The 23,126-nt window shown below is 52.5% G+C and carries 20 protein-coding genes; 6 read left to right on the top strand and 14 right to left on the bottom strand.

Annotated elements, in window-relative coordinates; all coding sequences use genetic code 11:
- Positions 1–9: 9 nt before the first annotated feature.
- The 9 genes from KTH_RS30280 to moeB form a co-directional block, all read right to left on the bottom strand.
- Positions 10–348: a hypothetical protein gene (locus tag KTH_RS30280; protein ID WP_497622592.1), complete on the bottom strand. Its 339-nt coding sequence runs from the start codon at positions 346–348 to the stop codon at positions 10–12.
- Positions 349–689: 341 nt separating this feature from the next.
- A complete protein-coding gene (locus KTH_RS30275; protein WP_497622590.1) occupies positions 690–2,048 on the bottom strand; it encodes a hypothetical protein in 1,359 nt (452 codons plus the stop codon).
- A gap of 326 nt (positions 2,049–2,374) precedes the next feature.
- Positions 2,375–3,610, bottom strand: coding sequence for an NAD(P)/FAD-dependent oxidoreductase (locus KTH_RS30270; RefSeq protein WP_497622588.1), 1,236 nt, complete (start codon positions 3,608–3,610; stop codon positions 2,375–2,377).
- Positions 3,611–3,821: 211 nt separating this feature from the next.
- On the bottom strand, positions 3,822–4,562 hold the full coding sequence (locus tag KTH_RS30265; RefSeq protein WP_246046369.1) for a metal-dependent transcriptional regulator: 741 nt from the start codon (positions 4,560–4,562) through the stop codon (positions 3,822–3,824).
- A gap of 631 nt (positions 4,563–5,193) precedes the next feature.
- Entirely contained in the window at positions 5,194–6,999 is a 1,806-nt protein-coding gene (locus tag KTH_RS30260) for a hypothetical protein (protein WP_497622586.1), read from the bottom strand.
- A gap of 357 nt (positions 7,000–7,356) precedes the next feature.
- Entirely contained in the window at positions 7,357–7,791 is a 435-nt protein-coding gene (locus KTH_RS30255) for a M67 family metallopeptidase (protein ID WP_111322419.1), read from the bottom strand.
- A complete protein-coding gene (locus KTH_RS30250; RefSeq protein WP_497622583.1) occupies positions 7,785–8,720 on the bottom strand; it encodes a PLP-dependent cysteine synthase family protein in 936 nt (311 codons plus the stop codon). The genes KTH_RS30255 and KTH_RS30250 overlap by 7 nt, the downstream gene beginning before the upstream one ends.
- A gap of 33 nt (positions 8,721–8,753) precedes the next feature.
- On the bottom strand, positions 8,754–9,026 hold the full coding sequence (locus KTH_RS30245) for a MoaD/ThiS family protein (RefSeq protein WP_111322415.1): 273 nt from the start codon (positions 9,024–9,026) through the stop codon (positions 8,754–8,756).
- A gap of 37 nt (positions 9,027–9,063) precedes the next feature.
- Positions 9,064–10,248 (bottom strand): molybdopterin-synthase adenylyltransferase MoeB, encoded by a 1,185-nt coding sequence (gene moeB, locus KTH_RS30240; RefSeq protein WP_111322413.1) that lies wholly within the window; start codon positions 10,246–10,248, stop codon positions 9,064–9,066.
- Positions 10,249–10,515: 267 nt separating this feature from the next.
- Here moeB and KTH_RS30235 point away from each other — a divergent pair, with 267 nt between their 5' ends.
- On the top strand, positions 10,516–11,697 hold the full coding sequence (locus tag KTH_RS30235; RefSeq protein WP_497622581.1) for an NAD(P)/FAD-dependent oxidoreductase: 1,182 nt from the start codon (positions 10,516–10,518) through the stop codon (positions 11,695–11,697).
- A 46-nt stretch (positions 11,698–11,743) separates the two neighbouring features.
- Here KTH_RS30235 and KTH_RS30230 read toward each other — a convergent pair whose 3' ends face one another.
- Together KTH_RS30230 and KTH_RS30225 are read right to left on the bottom strand one after the other, a co-directional pair.
- Positions 11,744–12,790, bottom strand: a complete 1,047-nt coding sequence (locus tag KTH_RS30230; RefSeq protein WP_170142578.1) for a HEAT repeat domain-containing protein — start codon at positions 12,788–12,790, stop codon at positions 11,744–11,746.
- 189 nt (positions 12,791–12,979) lie between these two features.
- On the bottom strand, positions 12,980–15,307 hold the full coding sequence (locus tag KTH_RS30225; protein ID WP_111322407.1) for a xanthine dehydrogenase family protein molybdopterin-binding subunit: 2,328 nt from the start codon (positions 15,305–15,307) through the stop codon (positions 12,980–12,982).
- A 250-nt stretch (positions 15,308–15,557) separates the two neighbouring features.
- Between KTH_RS30225 and KTH_RS30220 the strand changes: the two genes are divergently transcribed.
- The 3 genes from KTH_RS30220 to KTH_RS30210 all read left to right on the top strand — a co-directional run bounded on the left by KTH_RS30220 (position 15,558) and on the right by KTH_RS30210 (position 18,495).
- On the top strand, positions 15,558–16,907 hold the full coding sequence (locus KTH_RS30220) for an O-acetylhomoserine aminocarboxypropyltransferase (RefSeq protein ID WP_111322405.1): 1,350 nt from the start codon (positions 15,558–15,560) through the stop codon (positions 16,905–16,907).
- 41 nt (positions 16,908–16,948) lie between these two features.
- On the top strand, positions 16,949–17,413 hold the full coding sequence (locus KTH_RS30215) for a CoA-binding protein (RefSeq protein WP_111322659.1): 465 nt from the start codon (positions 16,949–16,951) through the stop codon (positions 17,411–17,413).
- 236 nt (positions 17,414–17,649) lie between these two features.
- The gene (locus tag KTH_RS30210; protein ID WP_111322403.1) at positions 17,650–18,495 is read left to right on the top strand and encodes a hypothetical protein; all 846 of its coding nucleotides are present in this window, start codon (positions 17,650–17,652) and stop codon (positions 18,493–18,495) included.
- A gap of 46 nt (positions 18,496–18,541) precedes the next feature.
- On the opposite strand, the gene KTH_RS30205 is transcribed toward KTH_RS30210, so the two are convergent.
- From KTH_RS30205 to KTH_RS30195, 3 genes are all read right to left on the bottom strand, one after another.
- Complete coding sequence (locus KTH_RS30205; RefSeq protein ID WP_111322401.1) at positions 18,542–18,763, bottom strand: hypothetical protein; 222 nt, start codon at positions 18,761–18,763, stop codon at positions 18,542–18,544.
- Positions 18,764–18,980: 217 nt separating this feature from the next.
- A complete protein-coding gene (locus KTH_RS30200) occupies positions 18,981–19,982 on the bottom strand; it encodes a Gfo/Idh/MocA family protein (RefSeq protein ID WP_170142577.1) in 1,002 nt (333 codons plus the stop codon).
- Between the two features lie 118 nt (positions 19,983–20,100).
- The gene (locus KTH_RS30195) at positions 20,101–20,874 is read right to left on the bottom strand and encodes a metal ABC transporter ATP-binding protein (protein ID WP_111322657.1); all 774 of its coding nucleotides are present in this window, start codon (positions 20,872–20,874) and stop codon (positions 20,101–20,103) included.
- A gap of 188 nt (positions 20,875–21,062) precedes the next feature.
- On the opposite strand from KTH_RS30195, the gene KTH_RS30190 reads away from it, so the two are divergent.
- Together KTH_RS30190 and KTH_RS30185 are read left to right on the top strand one after the other, a co-directional pair.
- A complete protein-coding gene (locus KTH_RS30190; RefSeq protein ID WP_246046367.1) occupies positions 21,063–21,866 on the top strand; it encodes an LLM class F420-dependent oxidoreductase in 804 nt (267 codons plus the stop codon).
- A 145-nt stretch (positions 21,867–22,011) separates the two neighbouring features.
- Positions 22,012–23,124: a tyrosine-protein phosphatase gene (locus KTH_RS30185; protein WP_111322395.1), complete on the top strand. Its 1,113-nt coding sequence runs from the start codon at positions 22,012–22,014 to the stop codon at positions 23,122–23,124.
- The last annotated feature ends 2 nt before the right edge of the window (positions 23,125–23,126 follow it).

The raw sequence follows: 23,126 nt of genomic DNA, 5'->3' as shown, positions 1-23,126 counted from the left end.
ACGGAAGCGCTATTCCGTGTATCCTTCCCCTTCGTTATTCTCATCAGCGAAATACTCATCGCTATAAAAGCCAATATCTTTCCCGACATAGACGCTTACCAGAAAATCATCTCGGGGCATATCTGCCGATAGAACAATATCCTCATCTATTTGTTCTATCAATTTGGTCAGCTCAGCCTCCTCCAATTCTCTTTCAAGAATCAGCGTTCCGTGAACAACGGTTGTGGTAAAGTGAATATCGATGGTGCCCAACCGCCCATTGTTTTGCAGACCACCATCCTCCATGATGTAATATCCCTCAGAATATGGTGTGCGAAAGTGGCGCTCAAAACGAATATCCTCTAGCATGCTTGTTGATACAGCCGTTCTACGCTGCGGCTTCTCCTTTCCCCGGAACTTGCGCTTCCCTTCCACCACAGACAGTAGAAGGGAGACCGCCTGCGTCATACACCTCGCTGGAATGTATCAATCGCTTTTCCTGGCCTCCCGGCACGTGATACATCCCTTTGCCACAATTGTAATGCACATTATATCATACGGTCCAGGCTGGAAAAGCCGCACTTCACTGGCTACAGCCAAATAGCTGACAAGCCACCCTGGATATTATGAGAAGAACATACGAGAGGCTTCATCTCCTTTCATGGACTATCATTCATGGAACGAGATGAAGCCTCTCAGCGTTCGTTTATTTAGTGCTCCTGAAACTTCAGTGACTCACGTATATGAGAGAATTGCAACTTTTCCAGCTCGTCAAAGGTTTTGTCAGGGCCATAAAAGACCAGCGTGTAGACACGCCCATTATGTGCCGTGACATAAATGGAAGCCGTGAAAGCAGCTCCTTCCAGGGTAACAGCCCCTTTCATCTGCTTCCAGGTAGCACCACCAAAGGTAACCGGAGCCCCAATCTTTCCAGCGGACATCCCTATTTTCGTCGAATAAACCTTCATATACTGTTCCAGGTCATCAGGGGCCTTCTCCTCATAGAGGATATCAACCTGGCCAGTTTTACTGCCATCCAAAAGCTGTAACGTCTTCCCATCAAGCTTCTTCTCCCATCCCGCTGGATACTCAAGGGTCAGGCCGAATGATTGATCTTGCAATGTCTGCCACGGCTGCGCCTCGGGAGAGCTGTCAAAGGGCTTCATTGAGAAAAACCAGACGATACAGCCAATTGCTAGAAGAGCAAGCAGAAAGATAGCAATCCAGGCAATCTTCTTTCCGCGATTTGATGTGGGTTGTGGCCGCTGCGGACGTGGAGTCTCGGGAATCGGCTCACTGCGCTGAGGCTTCGGTGTCTCCGGGATCTGCGGTTTTGGGCCCAACGACGCGTTCTCCGAGTTTCCCGTCAAAGCGGGGCCCATTCCCGGATTTGAGACAAAGCGTGGCTCACGCTCAGGATGCGGATTGGCGGTCTGTTCTCGCTCGGCAGCCGGTTGCGATCCAGGATTCGGCCAGGAAGGGCCTGAGATCTTCATTGGAGTCGTTTCAAGTAACTCAACCTGTCTTCGCTGCTCGGATTCCGTGGAGGATTCCTGCTCCCGGTGGGACTGTACGGCTGCTTCTGAGCGCTGCATAATCTCTTCGCGGCTCATTGGTCTGGTCGGGAAATACTCAATCTCATCCTTCTCAGGAGCCTTTGTTTCTTTTGGAGTCTCTTCAGGTGTGGGCTCCCATACTTTCACCCGGAAATCGACGCCGGAGGACGGGCGCGACTCTTTTTTCTCAGATGCAGCTGGCTTCCTGGTATTCTCTCCAGTAGAAACATGGGTTATCGGCGAAGGCCAGGCAATATCCTGTTTCTGCACTTTTTCGCTGCTCGGCCTCTGGCGCTTCAGTTCAGCGGGCCTCCGTTCACCTGGACGGCTCGTTTTCTCCAGCGAGCCAACAACAGGCGTTTCCTTTTGCTGCGGTCGAATCGTCTTTTCTGCTGGCCCATTGCCTTCGCTCTGCTCATCACGCGAGCGGGGCGACTGTGTACTCTGAGATTGAACCGGGCGTATGGTGCGCTGAGGGGACTGTTGCTCCGCAGGAGACCGTTTCTCAGGCATAACCTCTTTTTTGCCTACCGGGGAAAGTGACACAGTGTTACCACATTTGCTGCAAAAGCGGGCATCGTCTCTCGGTAGCTCATGCCCGCAATGGTTACATTTTATAGCCACGGATAGTCTCCTACATCCGGCCCATCAGGAGCCTGTGTTTGTTTTGATACTGCTTTTGTAGTATACATCATTTGCAAGAACGCCGTTCAAGTATACACTAATTTTCATAGATACACTTTATTCCATATATGGATAGAAACGGAGAAAGTGTTACCGGCATCGCAACGGATGTCCGGTAACAACCCATGAGATAGAGACACGAACTGATCTATTCTTTATTTTAGCGTAAGCACAGCCTCGCGTTCAGCAGAAGTAGCCAGTAATTGCTGATTCTTGATAAGGTCGACGAGCTTCTTTCGTCCCTTCGGACTACCGATCATTAACGCACCGACCAGGCGATTATCACGAAGATAGAGGCGGCGATAGTTATCGTTCCCCTTCTCACCCGGCTCGCGACGAGCAACCATTTCAAGCTCAGGATTATTGGCCTCAGCAGTACCAATGACCGCGATGTTCACATCAAATAAGGGGCTGGTATACGTCGGCACATCGATATAGGGTTTACGATCTCCGGCCATATTCGCGCCAGCAATACGCCCATGAGCCATAGCGTTATCCCAGGTGCCCATTGTGTGGTGATGCCCGATGGTTGGATCATAGAACTCTGCAACGTCCCCGGCGGCAAAGACACCCGGGATATTGGTCTCAAGATACTCGTTGACCACAATTCCCTGGCGAATTTCAACGGACGTATCCTTGAGGAACTGTGTATTCAGCGTGATACCCAGACCAACACCGATCATATCAGCCTGAATCTCACGACCCTTCTTGGTTTTGACGTAGTGGGGGACACCATCTTTCGGTATAACACTCTCGATCTCATCATTGTGGATCACTTCCACGCCAAACTTCTTGGCAATATTGTCGACAACCTCTCCACCCTCCTCATCAAGCGCGTTGCGCAGCCAGTATGGACCACGCATCAGCCAGGTCGTATGTAGCTTACGCACAGCAAAGCCATCGCACAACTCGTACGCGATAAAGCTACCACCATAGGCAAGAGCTGTTCGGGATTCCAGCATTCGCTCAATGATCGTTTTGGTGTCATCCAGCGTCACAAAGTTGTAGATATGCTTGGTTCCTTCAGCCCCCGGGACCCGGAGCGGGTTCGCCCATCCACCGCTTGCGATCAACAGAGCATCATAGGGCAGGTGCTCACCGGTATCGGTGATGACCACTCGCTCTTCTGTATTCACACCGGTCACCAGAGTCTCGGTCACCAGTTTGATATTACGCTGCTCATGCCAGGCAAAATCACGAATCATCACCTTTTGCTCGGTGATAACCCCTTGCAAGAAACGAGGGAGCGAAACGCGGTTATACAGGGGGTATGGTTCATTCGTTAACAGATGAATAGAGCAATTCGGATCATTCTTGCGCAAGGTATCCGCAGCGGTTGTTCCCGCGATACCGTTCCCGATGATGACATAACGCTTCTCTCTGGTAGCCAAGCTTGCGCTCTCCTTTTCTTAGCAAGTGTAGGCACAAAACATTCGACAAGTTGAGAGCATATTAGCATAGATTCTATGATAACGCTACTTCCCTTGCACCATCACCATGCGAGGATTTCCGAGGGAGAAGAGAGCCAGGATCGAAAGAGAAGAGGCTTCCTCTTCTGCCTTTTCATGGGAAGAAGGGACACCGGAGCATTATCGGTGAGCGCTATTTCTGCTCGCCTTTATCTTCTGCTTGCGCTGCCACTTTCTTTTCATCATGAACCGGGGCAGTGACCAATATATGGTCTGCCAGTTCTACGCCTAACATATGCTCGGCTTGCTGCTGGCCCGTTCCTACTCGAATATGCAGAGGCCCGCCAAAGGGGGCGCGGCTTAACACCTCTACACGCGCATCTGGATAGAGCCCGAGCGAGCCAAGATAACACAACTTCTCAGAATTCTGATCGCTTACACGCAGCACCTGTGCAGCCTGTCCCTCCTTCAACTGGGAGAGCTTTTGCCCTTGACGTAGAGCTATTACCCCATCCTTACTCGGAATGGGATCACCATGCGGGTCCACCGTTGGGTATCCAAGCAACTCATCAAGTTTATCCTCAAACTCTTCTGAGATCACGTGCTCCAGACGGTCAGCTTCTTCGTGAACCTTATCCCATGTATATCCCAACTGGCGTGCAAGATATAATTCCAGCAGGCGATGATGACGGATTACTTCCATCGCCTTACGCTCACCGACCGGAGTCAGGCGCACACCATGATAGGGGACATGTTCAACCCATCCGGCTGCCGCGAAGTCTTTGAACATCATCGTCACTGTCGCGTCGCTAACACCCAGTCTCTCGCTAATAGCCGATGTAGAAACTTTTTGCCCATGCTCCTGCATTGAGTAGATAAGCTTCAGGCAATCGCTAATACGCGGTGCCAATTCCTGGATGGGTTTATGCACCATATTCCTCCGGTCAGTTTCAAAAAATTTTATCTTCCTAAAAAATAGGATAGCAAAAAGACGATTTAATTACAAGAAGAGATCTTGAGCGAGTTTATCTCCCTGACAGGAAAATGCCTCACGCTCTCCCCCTTCAGCATAGCACTCTGTTGTGTTCGTTCTTGCCAGAGAAAGAAACGTTCTTTTCTTCCCTTTTAGCACTTTTCTGCGGAAAGCGATAAATACCTGCACTATATCATAGCATGCAGGTGGCAAGAGAGTTGTAGAAGCAGGACCAACGGCTTACCAGAATGCGCCAGAAGGCCCCGGGCTTGATGTATGGCACATCTGCATCCGCGGAACGAGAGAACGCGAACAGCGCCTGACAGGAGATCTTGCCTGTGCTCTATCCGTTTTCACGAACAGGTACCGTTTGACAGACGGGAATTGACAAGCGTATCTCGTCAAACGCTTCTGGACAGCGTGCCGCTATGGGTCGTCGCACCGCGGCGACTCGCAGACATACTGACTGAAAGAAGCATCCCCAGGGCTTCTGCCCTGGGAGTGTCAATACAACCTTTCTGACAAAAAAGAACGTAGCCGCTCCATCAGTCGATAGAAGTGGCTACGTTTTCTGAAAGGGATTCACCATGCACTACTTTGGCAAATAAATGATATAGCCAGTGATCGTTTTGCGCACATAGTTCTTGTATTGCTTGTAACGCGGGTCATTCGATTTCATGTATTGCTGAAAAGTCTTATCCTGCGCAGAGCCCGGACGAAACACATACGCGACCCGATCACTCATCTTGACCTTTTGATAGTAGAGGTAATAGCGATTGTGCCCCTCATTCAGCTTCTCATTCAAAACGCTGCATATAACGCGCTCTTTACTCCGGAAGATTACCCGATTGCAGGTCCAGTAATCGGAATAAATACGATCAATATGCCAGCGCCCGAGTTGCCGAATCAGGAAGCCCTCATCCCAGTTGAGCTTCTGTACAAAAGGCACGTCATAATGCTGTGTCCCATTCTGGGTGAAATAAGGCTCCTCCCGCGGATTGTACGCCTGGGGCGGGATCCCGGTAAAGGTACTGAAAGTTCCCAGTATATAGATACCAAGCGCAAAGATCAGACAGCAGCGCCGAAAGATCGTGCTTGTTAGCGACATGTTCCACTTCAGCGGGAACGAGCCACGCACAACCAGCCATTGCAGCTTCTCGGCAGGCTTGATCAGCACCCAGAGCAAGGCCGGAGTCGTTACAATCAGACCGGTCAAATAGCGTGAGGTCGCTACCGGATAAATCGCAGGGTTTGCGCTGACCGCATACAGTGCCACAGGGATCAAGCTGTTTACCAGTAAGGCCAACCGTGCCCACTGAATAATGCGCTCTTTCCGCAACTCAGGCGTTATCGGCTGCCGATACAGACGACGCAAAGAGACAAGACAGAACATCACCGCAATTGCCCAGAGCAGAATCACCGCAAGCGACCAGCCAGTGTGCATAAAGGTACAGCTCACCTGCGAAAAATCCCCGAAGCGGAAGACAGGAGTTTTCGCGGTTGAGCCATAACAAAGCGGATTGGCCCCTGAGACTGTTGGTAATGCGATCAGAAAAGTGCCCTTTAACTGTCTGACAATCCGCTCTCCTGGCGGTGGCTGTGGCACACCAGTCGCGGACATGACGTTCAGGAAATAATCAATCGTGCTCTTACCGGGGGGCGCCGTGAAGTTGTACGCAATCAGTGGCCAGGCCCCCAGAATCAGACCGAGCAGAGCGATCAACCCTCCCCAGCGCCTGACTTCAGGCCAGCAGAAGATCACCAACAGCAATCCACTGGTCAAAATAAAAGGCGCGATTAAGAGATGACTCCAGACACCAAAGCCAGCGATTAACCCCCAGAGAGCAAAAAGAAGAAGCCGCTTCCAGCGAAACTTTTGCACAGTCCCGGGTGGGGACGACGTCAACGCCAACCAGGCGGCAAGCAACATCAGAAAGGCTCCACCAAACATGGTCTCAGGCACGCCCCCAACAGCGATCAACTCACGCATCAGCATCGGGTTCGAGCCAAAGCACAGGAATAGAAGGGTAATCAGAGCTACTTTCCGGGAATAGAGCAGACTCGTCAATAAATACATTCCGATCATAAAAATGGTGTAGATCAGAATGAGTCCTAGCCGCAGGTTAACATCAGAAATACCAAAGAGCTGAAAAAAGGCAGCCGCGAGAAACGCTTCGGCTGACCCCATATACCCTTGAGCGTAAAAGAAGACAGGAAGCTCTCCTTTGAAAGCAATGTGAATCCCCATTAGCCCCATCACACCTTCGTCGCTGTCAAGAAGCGGCCATCCCTGATTAATCAGTGCAACACGAATTCCGACAGCCACCGCGATAATGACTGCACTCCATATTGCATAGGGGCTTAGCTTTAGAAAACGTCCTTCTTTCAATTGCGGCATACGAAAAATATGCTTTCCTCTTTAATAGTATTCAAGCTTCCGGTTAAGGCGCATTCTATAAACGAGGCCCGGGGAAGAGGTTATGCTAGCAAATCAGCATGGAACACAGACATGCTAAACAACCTGTACTAAGGAGGAAGTATAACATTCTCCAGTGGGTGTGACAAGGAAGAGCTTTATGAGTGGGTACATTTGGTCCAATACTAGAAGGATGCCCAACAAGCGGTACATCCTTCTACAGGCTTAAATAGGCTGTTACCAACATTGCAGGAGTTCCGGTTCGTTGTTCCCTCACCGCATCTCGTTCCGTCATTCTCGCTTTTTCCGCTTGATTCGGACCTACTGTTCCAGGAATCTTCATTCAGGCGAAAAGAGCGCTATCTCCCCCTCTGTCACATCGCCTTCCGGGCTGATCCGAAAGACACGTGCATAGGGTGGCTCGGGGTGATATTGAAGCGAAAAGATGATATAGAGATATCCGCTTCGCCTGGACCACTCAATATCCCGCGCTGAAGGGTATGCCTCAGTGATCGGGTGCGAATGATAATAAATCATATCCCCGTCATAGCTATCAATATCATTGAAGATACGAACAATATCTTGCTCGCTGATAATAGAAAAGTCCTCGGGATGTTCCGCTACATTGGCAGTGGGGTAGTTCTTCACAACCGTGCCATGAACACTCCCGAGTGCACCACAGGCCTCCTGTGGATATCCAGCCAGCACATGGGCAACCATTTCCGCATAGATCGCCTCTGGAATACGCACAACAAAGCCGGGATCAGCTACCATAAGACTTTTGCCTCTAAATTCTCTTCAAGTTGTTCAAGGTTCTGCGTCCACAGGTCCTCACTCAGATATTTCCAGCCGCCATCAGCTAGCAGCGTGACAATCTTCCCGCGCTCCATCTTCTCTGCAATACGGAGAGCCGCATGCAAAGAAGCACCACAGGAAGGACCTGCAAAAATGCCTTCCTGATCTTTCAACTGGCGTGTCCGACGTATGGCATCAATCGAAGAGACCAGTATCTTTCCATCCAGCACCGATTGATCAAGTACCGGCGGGACAAAGCCATCAGCCAGACTACGCAACCCCTGCACCCCCTCGCCCTGCATCGGTTCAGCAGCGATCACACGAATAGCAGGGTTATGCTCCTTGAGCCGACGGGCGTTTCCAGTAAGCGTGCCACCTGTTCCCAGGCCTGCAACGAACACATCAATATCCGGTAGATCGTGAATAATCTCAACTGCTGTCCCATAATAGTGGGCCCGGGGATTCGCTTCATTCCCATACTGATAGAGCATCACATAACGATCATCCTGCGCTGCCAGTTCGCACGCCAGTCGGACCGCGCCATTGCTTCCCAGTTTTCCATCTGAGAAGATTATCTTCGCCCCGTAGAGCTCAAGCAACTGACGCCGCTCCCGCGTGACGTTATCCGGCATCACTGCGACAAACTGATAGCCCTTGACGCGGGCGATCATTGCCAGCGAAATGCCGGTATTGCCGCTGGTAGGCTCCAATAAAATAGAGCCGGGAGTCAATTTGCCCTGCTCCTCCGCTTCTTCGATCATCCTTTTGGCGACACGATCTTTTACGCTGCCAGAGGGGTTGAACCCCTCCAGCTTCGCATAAATCTCGACACCAGGACGCGGGCTAAAGCTCTGTAACTCAACCAGAGGAGTATTTCCAATGGTTTCCAGTATGCTCGTATAGCGCATCAGCTTCTCCGCTTCAGTCAGCCACGTGATGAATTACCGTCCCCCGGCCATCGCGGGCAAGAGAATCACGGTATCATTGGCACCAACCACTGTCTCCAGTCCCTGAAGATAACGCACATCCTGATCATTCACATAGATGTTGATAAAGCGGCTCAGCTCGTTATCCGGCTGAATCTGTTGCTTTAACGTCGGGTAGCGCTCGAAAAGATCCGCCAGCACTTCCCCGAGCGTATTTCCCTGTGCAGCAACCTGCTTTGATCCGCCAACTGAGGCGCGCAAAATCGGTGCAAAGCGTACGTTTGCCATCCTTCATTTACTCCTTATAGCATTTCTTCTCTATTTTTTAGCCGGTCAAAGCACACACATCTGCATAGGTGGGCAGATCTTCGGGGTGTGCATTCTCTCCACATGCCGGGCACTGAGGATCACGATACAGCTTCAGTTCGTTCACTTCAGCAGACAGCGCATCATAGGTCATCAAACGACCCACCAGCGGCTCACCCAGGCCGAGCAATAACTTGATCGTCTCGGTTGCCTGTAAGAGCCCGATTGTGCCGGGTAGCACGCCCAGAACGCCAGCTTCCGCACAGCTTGGAGCCAGTTCCGGTGGGGGTGGAGAAGGATAGAGACAGCGATAGCACGGCCCCTCATGCGGCTTAAAGACCGTTAGCTGACCCTCAAAGCGGAAGACACTGCCATGTACGACTGGCTTATTCTCGATAATGGCTGCATCATTGAGCATATAACGTGTGGGGAAGTTGTCGGTCCCATCCAGAATAACATCATACTCGGCAACCAGCCGCCGCACATTCGTCTCATCAAGGCGCTCAATATAGGTGACAACATTGATATCCGGGTTGAGCGCTTTGAGTGTCTTCTGAGCCGACTCGGCCTTATACTGACCGATGCGTTCTGTGTTATGCAAAATCTGACGCTGGAGATTCGTTTCGTCGACGACATCGGCATCAATAATACCGATTGTGCCAACGCCTGCCGCCGCCAGATAATAGGCAGCAGGGGAACCAAGACCGCCCGCGCCAATCAACAGCACTTTGGAGTCCAGCAGCTTCAACTGGCCTGCCTCTCCCACCTCCGGGATCAGCAGGTGACGGCTATAGCGCTTTGTCTGCTCCTCGTTCAGCGTGCGGGGAAGGACGTAGTTCAGACCACTTCCTTTCCACTGTCCAAAACCTCCCGCCATTGAAATGACGTTTTCGTATCCCATTTGTTGTAAGGTCGCGCCCGCCATCAAAGAACGAACACCACCCGCACAATACAGGACGACTGTTTTCGATTTATCTGGAACCTTTTCTTCTATCTGCAATTCCAGGAAGCCACGGGGAACATGGAGGGCACCGGGTATATGTCCTTCGTTCCACTCATGCTTCTCCCGGACGTCTACCAGAACAATCGATTGATCGTCCTGTCCCTTCTCCCGCTGTGCCAGTGCCTCATGCACCTGAGCAGGAGACCACTCGGGCACATGTTGCCGGGCACGCTGCAAGATTTCGCGAGAAGCGTCACCCATGTTGTACACCTCATTGTTGACAAAGTAAATCAATTTTGTTTTCTTCAGATACTAACAAAAGCTTACAACCACATGTCGCTCTTGTCAAGGAAAGTCTCGGGCAAAGTCCCGGAAGAGAGGCTTTTTCCTGTTCGGAGATCGGTGTTATCAGTTCAAACATCTTCTTTCGCCGAATTATTCCACAGGCCAGCGCTTGCAATTTGCTCGTTTTGCTGCTACCTTGAGAGTGAAGCACGATGATAGATCAAGGCACGAAAGGAGAGTTGTATGACGCAAACAGCGGACTGCATTATCATTGGCGGGGGAGTCATCGGGACCAGTATTGCCTATCATCTCGCGAAGCAAGGAAGCGGTCGTGTGCTTCTTGTAGAAAGACGCGCAATCTGTAACGGCACCACAGCTCACTCAGGCGCTATTGTGCGGCAGCACTACTCCCATGATTTCACGGTGCGCATGGCAAAAGAAAGCCTGCATCTCTTTCAGCATTTTAACGACCTCGTTGGCGGCGATTGTGGCTTCATTCAGACCGGCGTGTTGATCTTCGCCGATCAGGAGGGAGAGAAGGCCCTGCAAGCTAACGTCGCGCTTCAGCAGGCCCAGGGAGTCAATGTTGAGGTGTTGACACCCGCCGATGTCCATGCGCGGTGCCCGGAATACAGCGGAAACGATATCTCGCTTGCTTGCTACGAACCAGATGCGGGAGTGGCCGATCCAATGGCAACCACCCACTGTTTTGCCCGCAGAGCCCGCGACTATGGCGCGACCATTCTGGAAGGCGCTGCTGTACAACGTATTTTGATCGAGAAGGGACGCGTTATTGGCGTCGAGACCACACAGGGGCGCTTCCTTGCTCCCTCTATCGTTCTTGCCGCCAATGTTTGGAGCGTTGCCCTGGCACATCAGATCAGTATCTCACTACCCATTACCGCCACACGACATCCCATGCTTGCTCTCCGTCAGCCCGATGATATGGGAGGTCGCTATAAAGCACATGCAGTCTGCCTGGATATGTCACGTTCTTTGTATCTTCGACCCGATCCGGGAGGTGTGACATTGGTCGGTTCTTGCAGCGACGTCCATACCCCAAGCGACCCTGACCACTATCAACAAACGCTTACCCGGGAAGAGATATCATTCTTTGCTCACAAAGCCCCGGAGATTATGCCTGCACTGGCACGGGCGGCAATGCGTGGCGGATGGGCCGGGCTCTATGATGACACGCCGGACTATCACCCGATTCTGAGCGCTCTACCCGATTATGAGGGACTCTATTGCGCCGCCGGTTTTAGCGGGCATGGTTTCAAGCTCTCTCCTATTGTCGGGCAATGGATGGCCGCCCTCGTTCGTGGGGATACCCTCCCCGCCGATCTGCTTCATTTTGATATACAGCGCTTTCAACAGGGACGTACGATCCGTCCACAGTATGCCTCATCAGGTGTTCTAGGCTAGCAGTCAGGAGAGGTGAGCATACCCTGTTCGCCTCTCCATTCAGCGCTTAGCCCGCAATGACATGATCCGCGATTAAACAAGAAAGCGCCTTTCTGGCTGCGTACGGCGTTGCGATCCTGCTCGCGACTCCATGAATAGCCTGCTCAACCGGCTCCAGATACGGCTTCAATCTGGTATATCGCATAGAGATCTCATATAAGACATAGGCAGCCGTCTCTGCCAGCCAGGGCGAGGTTTCGACCCGTGTTAGCAGGTTCAAGAGAGGGCCGATGGCATCTTTACCGAAATTCACCAGACCTTTTGCAGCAATCCAGGCAACAGCATGATCGTTGTCGAGCAATGCCTGTACCAGGGTGGGAATAGCCCGCTCATCCTGAATCTCTCCAAGCGCCCGCATACAGTGCCAGCGCATCCAGGAGGATGGGCTTTTGCTTGCCTCTATCAAGGCAGGCGTTGCGCGCGGCCCGATCTGTACCAGCGCGATAAACACCTGACTGTTAAGCGGCTCATCTGCCTCCTTGAGCTCTTTCAACAGAGCCGGTACAGCTTCCGCGCTGCGAATACGCCCGAGCGCTTTTGCCGCCTGCAAACGAATCGTTAATTGAGGATCATGCAACTCCTCTACAAGCGCGGGAACAGCTCGGGTACAACCAAGCAGACCCAGAATATTGATTGCGTTCTCGCGCACGGAAGTATGACGGTCCTTGAGTGCGTCAAGCAATACTCTCTCCGCACGAGCAGAATCGATGCCTGCACCGGGCTGAAACAGCGTTCGCAACTGCATTCGTGCATAGGGAGTGCGCAGCGATTTTGGGACAACGAAGGGTTTCCCTGCCCACGTTCCAAGCGCGATAAACTCAAGAAAGTATTTCGCAAGCCTGTCATCATCCAGCGACGATACTGCCTCCACAGCGCGAGGGTCATTTTCCATAATCCAGTGCATTAATCGCCACGCCGCGCCACGATGCCCATCAGCGGCCTCCTGCGCAAGCACCTGAGGCGGCGTTACGCCAATAGGGGGAACTTCTGTCTGCATTTCCGGGGAGGTGGTTTGTACTTGTCCTTTTTTGGCAGGAGGTTCATTCTGCGCCATAGCTGAAAACTCCTCAATAAAAACACGCTCCATTGCTCTACATACTGTTCTGGTAACAGCACTACAGATACTTCAGCTTCGCAGAAGGACTAATTACAGTATAGCACAAGAAAGATGAGATATTTCAAGGAAGAAAGTAGAAGAAAAAGGGGAGCGTCTATAAAGACACTCCCCGGGTCTGTCTGGCTCTTATTCTGCCTGCATCGCGGTAAACACGCGCTCAGGTGTCATCGGGATTTGCTCCAACCGGGCGCCGACCGCATCGTAAATGGCGTTTGCGACAGCCGCCGCAACCGGAACTACGGGCGGCTCACCAACACCTTTCGCGCCAAACGGTCCCCGACCGGAGGGCACTTCTACCAGCAGCGGCGTAATATTCGGCACGTCCTGGCTATGCGGCAAGGCATAATCCATCAGGGTTGGTGTGAGCAACTGGCCGTTCTCGTCATACTCCATGCCCTCGAACAGAGCCCATCCGAGTCCCTGGGTAATCCCACCACACATCTGACCCTCGACCTCAGCAGGGTTAATGGCATAGCCAACATCCTGAGCAGCAACATAATCCAGCACACGCACTTTGCCCGTCTCTGGATCAACCGCCACCTTCACCAGATGGGCCGTGTACATCGGCGACGCATTAGCGATTGCTGAGCGCCCATTGCCATACACCGGGGCATACGGAGCCCCAAAATTCATCGAAGAATTGGCGATCTGTTCCAGCGAGACGTTCTTGCTCGGGACGCCACGCACCACAACCTTGCCATCTTCGATCTCCAGATCGTCAACCGCAGCCTCCAACATGTCAGCCGCGATCTCCAATACCTGTCTGCGTGCATCCTGAGCTGCCTTAAGTACGGCAGGACCCATCGAATAGATTGTTTTACTGCCACCAGTGCCGCCACTGTACGGCATCGTATCGGTGCCATCATGCGCGACATTCACCGATGCAACTGAGAGCCCAAGCCCCTCAGCCGCAATCAGCGCCATCGAGGTATCAGAGCCCGTCAGATCAACGGTGCCAAGCACTACCGTAAAGGTACCATCCTTCTCAAGACGACAGGCCGCAGCCGCCGACTCGGTGCCACCCGGCCAGCCACCAACGGCAACCCCTATGCCGACTTTCCATCCCTTCAGCTCATCCGGCACGACTGTCTTCTGCTGCTCGCGTTGCTGCCAGAGTGGATGTTGCTGAATACGCTCAATACATTCTACAAGGCCAATACGCGGCAAGCGCTGACGAAAGCCTGACATATCTCCCTCGCGCAACGCGTTCTTGCGCCGGAACTCCAATTTGTCCACGCCAAGCTCATTACAGAGTGCGTCAACGGTTGATTCCAGCGCGAAGGTGCTCTGTGGCGCATTCGGAGCGCGATACGCACCAGTACTCACCTTATTGGTCAACACCTCATAGGCACGAATGTCCACGTTCGGGCAATTATACGTGTTCGCAAGAATCATGCCACCAAACGAGGCAGCGGCACCAGGGAAGACCCCGGCATCAAAGATCACCTTCGCCTGAAGGGCTACCAGGGTTCCATCTCGCTTCGCGCCAAGTTTCAACTTGAAAACAGCCTGCGGAGCGGGATTTCCCGCAAGCAGATCTTCCTGACGCGTGTAGACCAACCGAACCGGTCTGCGCAGCTTATACGCCACCGCACCAGCCAACGGTTCAAGCAGGCCGAATTTACCACCAAAAGCGCCGCCAATGGGGACCGACTCAACATGAATCTGTCGCTCTGGCAGATTGATCGCCTTCGCAATCGAGGAACGTGTTTCGTATAATCCCTGCGCGCTGGCCCAGACTTGCAGTCCCGAGGGGCCGGGGACCACCGTTATCGATTGCGGTTCCAAATACGATTGGTGAACCGGGTGCGTCCGATAGGTGCGTTCAACGACAACGTCGGCCTCACGCAGCCCGACCTCAATATCACCTTTCTTTATATGCGCTTTGTCACTCACATTTTGAGAAAGGGGCTCTTCCTCTTCTTCTTCCTCCGCACCTTCGTCGGAAACCGCAGCATGGGCTCCCCCACCGGCAATCTCTGACACCTCGTCCTCACTCCGCGAACGAGCCAGGGGCGCATCTGGGAGAAGTGCCGCTTCAGGGTCAACGACAACAGGAAGGGGATCGTAGTCTACTTCAACGGCTGCCGCACCATCCTCAGCCGCCGCCTCGGATTCGGCAACCACAACCGCAACGGGATGCCCGCACCAGCATGCTTCATCTAGAGCAAGCGGTGATTGCGAGCGCGAAGAAGTTCCGGCACCCGCCATTTCCAGGGTCTTCGCGGTAAATACAGCAACAACACCTGGAATCGCTTCAGCGGCGGCGGTATCGATACTCACAATACGCGCATGGGCATAAGGGCTCAGGACTAACCGTACATGCAGCATTCCATATGCCGTTATATCACCAGCATAGCGTGTACGCCCGGTCACTTTCTCAAGCCCATCCAGTCGATTCGTAGATCTGCCGACCGCCCTATAGTCGGTATTTGGATCAACTGTTTGCGTCATCTACAGCCTTTCTCCATTCAACAAAAAAACAAAGATAGTATAGGATCGAGAGGTCTGCAAAAATTCAGGACGAGGTATTCTTTCCCGCACTGCCTCCATACCCACAATAACCTGCTTCTTTACTATAACACATTCCCAGGTAATCCATACAGCCTGGCGCAGGCCTTCAAAAAAGAATAGCGTTTTGATCTCGAATAAAATATGATACGATTACTGACAAGGTATCATCACAAAAGGAGCACCAGAAACCATGCCCGAAATTGATGGAGATCATATCTTTGGTTTTGATACACTGGCCGTTCATGCAGGCCAGCGCCCGGATCCGGCAACAGGAGCGCGTGCAGTTCCAATCTATCAGACAACATCATATGTCTTTGATGACACCGATCATGCCGCGCATCTCTTTGCTCTGCAACGCTTCGGCAATATTTACACACGCATCATGAACCCGACAACGGCGGTCTTTGAAGAGCGTATCGCGGCGCTGGAAGGTGGCACCGGAGCAGTCGCAACCGCCTCGGGAATGGCCGCGCAGATGGTCACCATGATGACGCTGCTCCGTCCCGGAGATGAGCTCATCGCTTCCAGCAGCCTCTATGGCGGAACGCACACACAGTTTGATATTATGCTGCGCACCTGGGGCATCAACACTGTCTTCGTCGACAGCACCGATCCGGAAAACTACCGCCGCGCGATCACGCCACGCACTCGCGCCCTCTATGGCGAAACCATCGGCAATCCTCGGGGCGATGTCCTCGATATCGAGGCTGTGGCCACAATCGCCCATGAAGCTGGCGTGCCGCTCATCGTCGACAACACCTTTGCGACCCCCTATCTCTGCCGCCCATTCACCTATGGCGCGGATATCATTGTCCATTCAGCCACCAAGTTTATTGGCGGACATGGCACCTCTATCGCGGGTGTTATCGTCGAAAACGGGCGTTTCCCCTGGGACAATGGGAAATTCCCGCATATCGTTGATCCCTCGCCCGGCTACCACGGCGTGCGCTTCTATGAAACCTTTGGCGATTTCTGCTTTGTGATGAAGGCCCGCTGCGAAACCGTCCGCGATGCAGGCCCAAGCCTGAGCCCATTTAACTCATTTATGCTCCTGCAAGGACTGGAAACCCTTTCCTTGCGCATGGATCGCCACTGCCAGAATGCCTTACAGGTTGCTCAATTCCTGCATGAGCATCCTGCCGTGAGTTGGGTGCGTTACCCGGGCCTACCTGATGATCCATCGTATGAGCTGGCACAACGCTACCTGCCAAAAGGCGCAGGCGCAATCTTCACCTTTGGTGTCAAAGGCGGCTACGAGGCAGGCAAAGAGGTCATCAACAATGTAAAGCTCTTCTCTCACCTGGCAAACGTTGGTGATGCACGCAGCCTGATCATTCACCCGGCCAGCACCACCCATCAGCAGCTCTCCGAGGAGGATCAGCTTGCAGGGGGTGTCACGCCAGACCTGATTCGTCTCTCGATTGGAATCGAAGACATCAGCGACATTCTCTGGGATCTGGACCAGGCGCTTCACAAAGCGACCGGCAAGACACAGCATCCCGTCACCCGAACTATCTCAGACGAAGGAGTACGCGAGTGAGCCAGAATACACAGGCTATATCGGAATCCTCGACGCTCGACATGTATGCACGTCTGAAGCTACTTCAGCAGTACCGCAATATCGCGATTGTTGGCGTCTCGGCTGACCAGTATCGGCCAAGCCACTTTGTAGCCATCTACATGAAGGCCGAGGGCTACAATATTGTGTTGATTAATCCCCGCTATGCCGGGCAAACTATTTTAGGGAAAAAGGTCTATGCGTCGTTAAGCGAAGCCAAAGCGGCAGGCGAAACGATTGAAATCGTCGATGTCTTCAGAAAAGCCGCCGACACACCGCCTATCGCAGAAGAGGCGATCAAGATTGGCGCAAAAGTGCTCTGGCTACAGCTCGGCATCCGCAACGATGAGGTTGGAGCCCGAGCCCGAGAAGCCGGATTGCTCTTTGTACAGGACCGGTGTATCAAAATGGAGCATGCTCGCTTCTTCGGCGGGCTCCATACCGTCGGTCTCAATACAGGTGTCATTCTTTCACGAATGAGGTTGTAAACAACGCTGGTTTTATCTCGAATCACACGGTTTTTGGAAGAGAATGGAGGTTGTGGCGACGACATCACTCAGAGTGAGGAGGGCGCAGCTAAAAAGTGCTGAGAACGCTTCCATACAAGAGGGATGAGGCCCACACTTCCTTTCTGATCCGTCCTGCAACCGTTCAGCAGATCGCAACGAGATAAGCCAGAATGCTCGGACAGTAGCTGGTTTCGTTGGCAAACAGGAAGCAAAAGGTGAACTTCTCAACACACAATCTACCATATGAACAAGAGCTCAACCACGATCAGTTTGAACTCATGTTACGCCGTCAGGGATGGCATCTGATCCGCTATAAGTCGATGTACACTGATTCCAGGGTCATTCGGCTGCGCGGCACCTCCTATGAGAACGGCCATCCATCAGGACGCCAGGCCGCCTTCTATCAGGCATTTGGTGACAATACATTCCGCAAAATTCTGCGCCATGTTTTCTTTCATCGTTCCTGTACGTTGGTAGACCTTAAACGCATCTGTAGCAGCGAGCCCAAGCTGAAGAAATACCTGGATTTTATGACCGAGCATCAACTTCTGCTTTATGACGGGACATGCTGGCATAAAAACCCCTATTATCAGCATATCGATAATCTGGGCCCTACCCTCGAATGGTATGTCGCGGAATGGTTCCGCACATGGTTACAGGTTCCCGCCCGGCACGGCGTTGCTCTGAAAGACGTTGCCGATGGTGGTGATCTGGACGTCGTTGCCTTTGTTGATGGCATTCGCGTAATGGTGGAGTGTAAATCGGGGAGCCCATCCAAAATTACGAGCGCTGACCTGCAATTGTTCCTCCATAGGGCTGCTGATTTCAATCCGGAAATCGCGGTCCTGCTGATCGATACCGAAAGCAAAATCGAGCAGCAGATAGCCATGTTGAACAGGCTCCGAACAGAAGGAGGCGCCCTGACCGCGCAGGACTCTCACCGCAGTCTGTACTGGGGGGCACGCCACATCTATGCGATCAATTCCCGGGTCAGTATTGCTGATTCGCTCTCATCCGTGCTTCGTCTCTACTACTCGAAGATCCGGCATCTCTCATTCTAAAGCCCAAAACATATGGACTGTTAAACAGTCCATATGCCTCCGGGGTTTATTCCTTCTGTGGTTCAAGCCGAATGCGCTTCAGGCGTGGCTCGGTCTCTTTTTTCTGTTTCTCCTGAAGTTCGTAGAGCGTCTGTCGATAGGCACTGAGGAAATCAAGCAGCGCCAGACTCTCTTCAGCAGTCAGATCAAAACTCAGCCCTGACGCATGACGAAGGACCATCCCTCGCTCTTCCACACGCGCTTGATATCGCCCGAGTATAGCATCCATAAGCAGTCTCCCTTGCTTGACATTCAGCAGAATACCTGTTTAAGCAGACACGGCCTTCAGTAACATTCACTATACTACAAAAAGCGACAAATATCTATGTCCCTCAACTGTCATGCAGACAGCTCCAGAGCACATACAAGCAACAGAAATCACAACGGATGAATAAAAAAAGAGGAAAGGAAACAGCAATTGTTCCTATCCTTTGCACACAAAACGCCTAGAGTATCGGCCAATCGTGACCTGCGGCCTCATAGATAGCCTCAATTGTCGCGAGGTTCTCAAGCGATTCACTCAGGCTACGCTCTGGCTCCTTCCCGGTCAACACACATTCAGCAAAGTGCTCAACCTGTAGCTGATACTGATCAACCATCGGGAAATTACGCTCCGCCATTTGCCCGTTTTTCATGGCAAAAACAATGCCTTCCATATTGCGGATCGCGAACGGCACCGGAATAGTCAGTGTCCCGAGATCGCCTACAATTTCGACACTCTGACGTCTTGGCCCTTCAAAACCCGAATCGATCAAGCCGTAGCGCCCTTCACCATAGTCCAGAATGGCCGCCATCGCCAGATCAACACCGCCCGGTTTCACAACGTGCACCCGAGCGCTGACTGAGCGCGGAGCCTGCCCATAGACGGCATGACAGAGGTTCACCGCATAGCACCCGAGATCAACCAGCGAACCACCTGCTAGCTCTGGCTTCAGGCGAATATTCTCTGGCTCATCGCGAATATCAATAGTAAATGAGGCTCGTACCAGCTTGATCTGGCCGATTTCTCCAGCATGGATCTGCTTCAGCGCCCACTGGATCTGTGGATGAAAACGATACATAAACGCTTCCATCAGCAAGACATTGTGCTCCTCGGCCGCCTCTATCATTTCTTTTGCTTCCTCAACCGTGACCGCGAGCGGCTTTTCACAGAGCACATGCTTGCCCGCTTCAGCGGCTTTGATCGCCCACTCGGCGTGCAGGCTGTTCGGCAATGGGATATAGACCGCATCAATGGCGGGATCATCTAACAGTTCCTGATAATCGGCATAGATACGAAGGCCGGGAACAAACGAGTAGAGATCTGCTGCCTTCTGCGGATCTCGGCTTGCAACAGCTACCAGCCGTCCATTCGTCGAGGCCTGGATAGCTGGAGCAACAGCGCGAATGCTGATCTGAGCGGTCCCAAGAATGCCCCAACGAATAAACTCACGCTTCATGCCCTGCATGGGTAGATCCTTTCCCCCGAAAAATAGCCTCACCATGACAAGCGAAATAGCGACTTGTCAGCGAGGCTGAGAGTTTTGTTTTCTTCATTATAGCGCACAGCAGCAGCTTTATTCTTGCTTAAATCTCAGCGCCAACAACAAAGATTCGATCCAGCGCATGCACAACCTCAACAGGCACTCCATACAGCCTGCTCAACTGCTCAGAGGTAATCACTTCGTCTGGCTTCCCAATCATGCTCTGACCATTTGCGATGTAAATAACGCGATCCACCACCGGGAGCAGCGGGTTAATATCATGAGCCACCAGCAGGACGGTGACGTTACGCGCCCGACTGACCTCGGCCACAACCGACACAATTTCCTGTTGATGAGCAATGTCCAGATTGGACAGCGGCTCGTCAAGCAACAATAGCTGTGGATCACTCAAGAGAGCCTGAGCAATGAGCAAACGCTGTTGCTCGCCACCTGAGAGCTGACCGACGGGCGCTTCAGCAAAGCGCAACGCATCAACCTCTTTGAGCGCCTGGTTGACTTTTGCGTCCCGCTGCTTGCTCGGCCAGCCGATTCCCCATCGATGCCCGTCGAGCCCCAACCCAACCAGATCACGCGCCCGCAACGCCAGCTCGACTTCAAGCGTGCGATGCTGGGGAGCATAGCCAATGGCTCGGTTGCCCGTTCGTGGTTGCTGTCCTAGCACACGAACAGTACCACCGGCAGGCTTGATAAGCCCGAGCAACAGCTTCAAGAGCGTACTCTTCCCCGCTCCATTTGGTCCCAGAACAACGACAAACTCCCCGGCATTGATAGTCATACTCATATCACGCAGGATGGAGCGTCCCCCCAGTTCAATGCTCACATTGTCCAGTACAATCGCCGGCTCTTGTGTTGTCACCGTTTTCTTACTCCCTCTCAATTCCATGCCTTCGCTCTTTCCAAATGAGACAATATATCTATAACAGTGTAGCATACCCGCTGCGGGCGGTCAACAAAATGCTACACCTTGCAAGCATACACAGAATGTGCCTACAATCAAGAAGGTGTTTCACACCTGAATTTACAACAGAGAAAGGATGTCGTGGCGTGGCAACACTACAGACCAAGTATCCTTATCCTATTCGTGTAGGGGTTCAGATGCAGCCCCAACATACGACATACCAGGACTATGCTGATGCGGTACGTCGTATCGAAGATCTTGGTGTTGATACTATCTGGAACTGGGATCACTTCTTCCCTCTCTATGGTGATCCCCAGGGCAACCACTTTGAGGGTTGGACACTTCTCACGGCAATGGCAACCCTCACTTCCCGCGCCAAAATTGGTTGTCTTGTCACCTGCAATACCTATCGCAATCCTTCTCTACTGGCAGATATGGCAAAGACAGTCGACCATATCTCAAATGGGCGCCTGATTCTCGGGCTGGGCGCGGGCTGGTTCGAACGAGACTATACAGAATATGGCTATGAGTTCGGAACAGCGGGCAGCCGCCTGCAAGCGCTCGAAGAGGCCATCCCCACCATTCTGCATCGCTGGGAAGTTGACGTGCCCAAACCGATTCAGCAACCACTTCCTATCCTGATTGGCGGCAGTGGTGAGAAAAAGACACTCCGCATAACAGCCAAATATGCCCAGATGTGGCACGGATTTGGCGATGCCGCTACGCTAAAGCATAAAATGGAAGTGCTTGACAACTGGTGCAAAGAGGTTGGGCGAGACCCTGCTGAAATTGAGCGCAGTGCTGGAACCGGAGCAAACGACAGCGACGAAGCCAGAGACGCTCTGGTTGAGGCTGGCGTCACCCATCTCATCCTGGGCATGCAGGCCCCCTGGGACTTCGATGCGATCAAACGACTGGTCCGCTGGCGTGACAGCCGCTCCGGACGCTAACGAAGAAGCATTTTTGTTGGGAGTAGTATAGAAATGCTGCTCCCACTCGCTTATTTTCCTCTCCCTTCAAGAGACATTCCCTCTTTGCAGGGCTTCACCTCTTTCCGCCCGGTTGAGCACGTACATCATCAGTCAAGGAAAAAAGATGAAGAAAAGCACGCTTGCGAAAGGTTCATTCCTGTTCCTTTTTCTCCTGTTAGGAGTTTGTTCCACCAATTCACCTCTTCCGCGCCGCACCTCACGAGAGATGGAAGCAGAGGTAGAGCGCACCGAAGACGGGAAATTACGCATTTCCTGGTGCTCGGCCCCCGAGATGCTCTCCCTCTATTGGAGCACATCCCCTGACAATATCGAGCAACAGGGAACCTTGCTGACACACATTACCGGCAACACATCCATTGTCATTGATGACCCGGACCCGACCACCCGTATCTATTTCCGTCTCGTTCCAGAAAATGGGCAGGGAATCACCATTGCAGAGCGCCGCCTGATGCTTGAAGGCTGCTCGAATTTTCGCGATCTTGGTGGCTATAAGACCCGTGATGGTCGCCGCGTTAAGTGGGGACACATCTTTCGGTCGGAAGAGCTTGCTGAGCTTACGGAAAAGGACAAACAGTTCCTGTTGCGCTCGGGCCTTCAGTTGATTTATGACCACCGTTCCGATATCGAGGTCAGTCGCAAACCAGATCCAGCGCTGAATGGAACCCGCTATGTGCATGTTCCAGTCCTGCAAGACTCACCCGGCATCACATTCGATATGGTGAAATTCATTCAGGCGGCTGAGTCAGGTCAATTCGGTTCCGCAACCGACTTTATGTCGAACCTGACGGTGGAAATGGCAATTACAGAGTCCTGTATTCCGGCCTTTGCCACCTTCTTCAAAACTATACTCGATCAGGCAAACCATCCGCTGGTTCACCACTGTACCGCCGGAAAGGATCGTACCGGCTTTGCCTCGGCCTTGCTGCTTCTGGCACTTGGAGTACCGGAGAGCATTGTTCTGGATGACTATGAGCTCAGTACGGTCTATCGACGCGATGCCAATCAGAAAATGCTGACCATGCTCGGCGCTCTCCTTAACAACCCGCAGACCATTGAATTTATCGGCACGATGCTGGAAGTACGGCGTGAGTATCTTATCATGACGCTCAATGCAATCAAACAGCGCTATGGTACACTGGATACCTACTTTGAGCAATGTATGCAGCTTACCCACAATGACCGTCTCCGGCTTCAGGAGATACTACTAGAAGACTGAGT

It is taken from the genome of Thermosporothrix sp. COM3, assembly GCF_059696735.1.
This window is presented reverse-complemented; position numbering and strand designations above follow the sequence as displayed.

Bases quoted from the DNA above. Each gene is read 5' to 3' on its own strand.
- KTH_RS30220 (WP_111322405.1), top strand. From the start codon at position 15,558: ATGCCCGAAATTGATGGAGATCATATCTTTGGTTTTGATACACTGGCC.
- KTH_RS30265 (WP_246046369.1), bottom strand. From the start codon at position 4,562: ATGGTGCATAAACCCATCCAGGAATTGGCACCGCGTATTAGCGATTGC.
- KTH_RS30205 (WP_111322401.1), bottom strand. From the start codon at position 18,763: ATGGATGCTATACTCGGGCGATATCAAGCGCGTGTGGAAGAGCGAGGG.
- KTH_RS30280 (WP_497622592.1), bottom strand. From the start codon at position 348: ATGCTAGAGGATATTCGTTTTGAGCGCCACTTTCGCACACCATATTCT.
- KTH_RS30185 (WP_111322395.1), top strand. From the start codon at position 22,012: ATGAAGAAAAGCACGCTTGCGAAAGGTTCATTCCTGTTCCTTTTTCTC.
- KTH_RS30225 (WP_111322407.1), bottom strand. From the start codon at position 15,307: ATGACGCAAACAGTTGATCCAAATACCGACTATAGGGCGGTCGGCAGA.
- KTH_RS30275 (WP_497622590.1), bottom strand. From the start codon at position 2,048: ATGCCTGAGAAACGGTCTCCTGCGGAGCAACAGTCCCCTCAGCGCACC.
- KTH_RS30235 (WP_497622581.1), top strand. From the start codon at position 10,516: ATGACGCAAACAGCGGACTGCATTATCATTGGCGGGGGAGTCATCGGG.
- KTH_RS30250 (WP_497622583.1), bottom strand. From the start codon at position 8,720: ATGCGCTATACGAGCATACTGGAAACCATTGGAAATACTCCTCTGGTT.
- KTH_RS30255 (WP_111322419.1), bottom strand. From the start codon at position 7,791: ATGGTAGCTGATCCCGGCTTTGTTGTGCGTATTCCAGAGGCGATCTAT.
- KTH_RS30215 (WP_111322659.1), top strand. From the start codon at position 16,949: ATGTATGCACGTCTGAAGCTACTTCAGCAGTACCGCAATATCGCGATT.
- moeB (WP_111322413.1), bottom strand. From the start codon at position 10,248: ATGGGTGACGCTTCTCGCGAAATCTTGCAGCGTGCCCGGCAACATGTG.
- KTH_RS30230 (WP_170142578.1), bottom strand. From the start codon at position 12,790: ATGGCGCAGAATGAACCTCCTGCCAAAAAAGGACAAGTACAAACCACC.
- KTH_RS30245 (WP_111322415.1), bottom strand. From the start codon at position 9,026: ATGGCAAACGTACGCTTTGCACCGATTTTGCGCGCCTCAGTTGGCGGA.
- KTH_RS30260 (WP_497622586.1), bottom strand. From the start codon at position 6,999: ATGCCGCAATTGAAAGAAGGACGTTTTCTAAAGCTAAGCCCCTATGCA.
- KTH_RS30200 (WP_170142577.1), bottom strand. From the start codon at position 19,982: ATGCAGGGCATGAAGCGTGAGTTTATTCGTTGGGGCATTCTTGGGACC.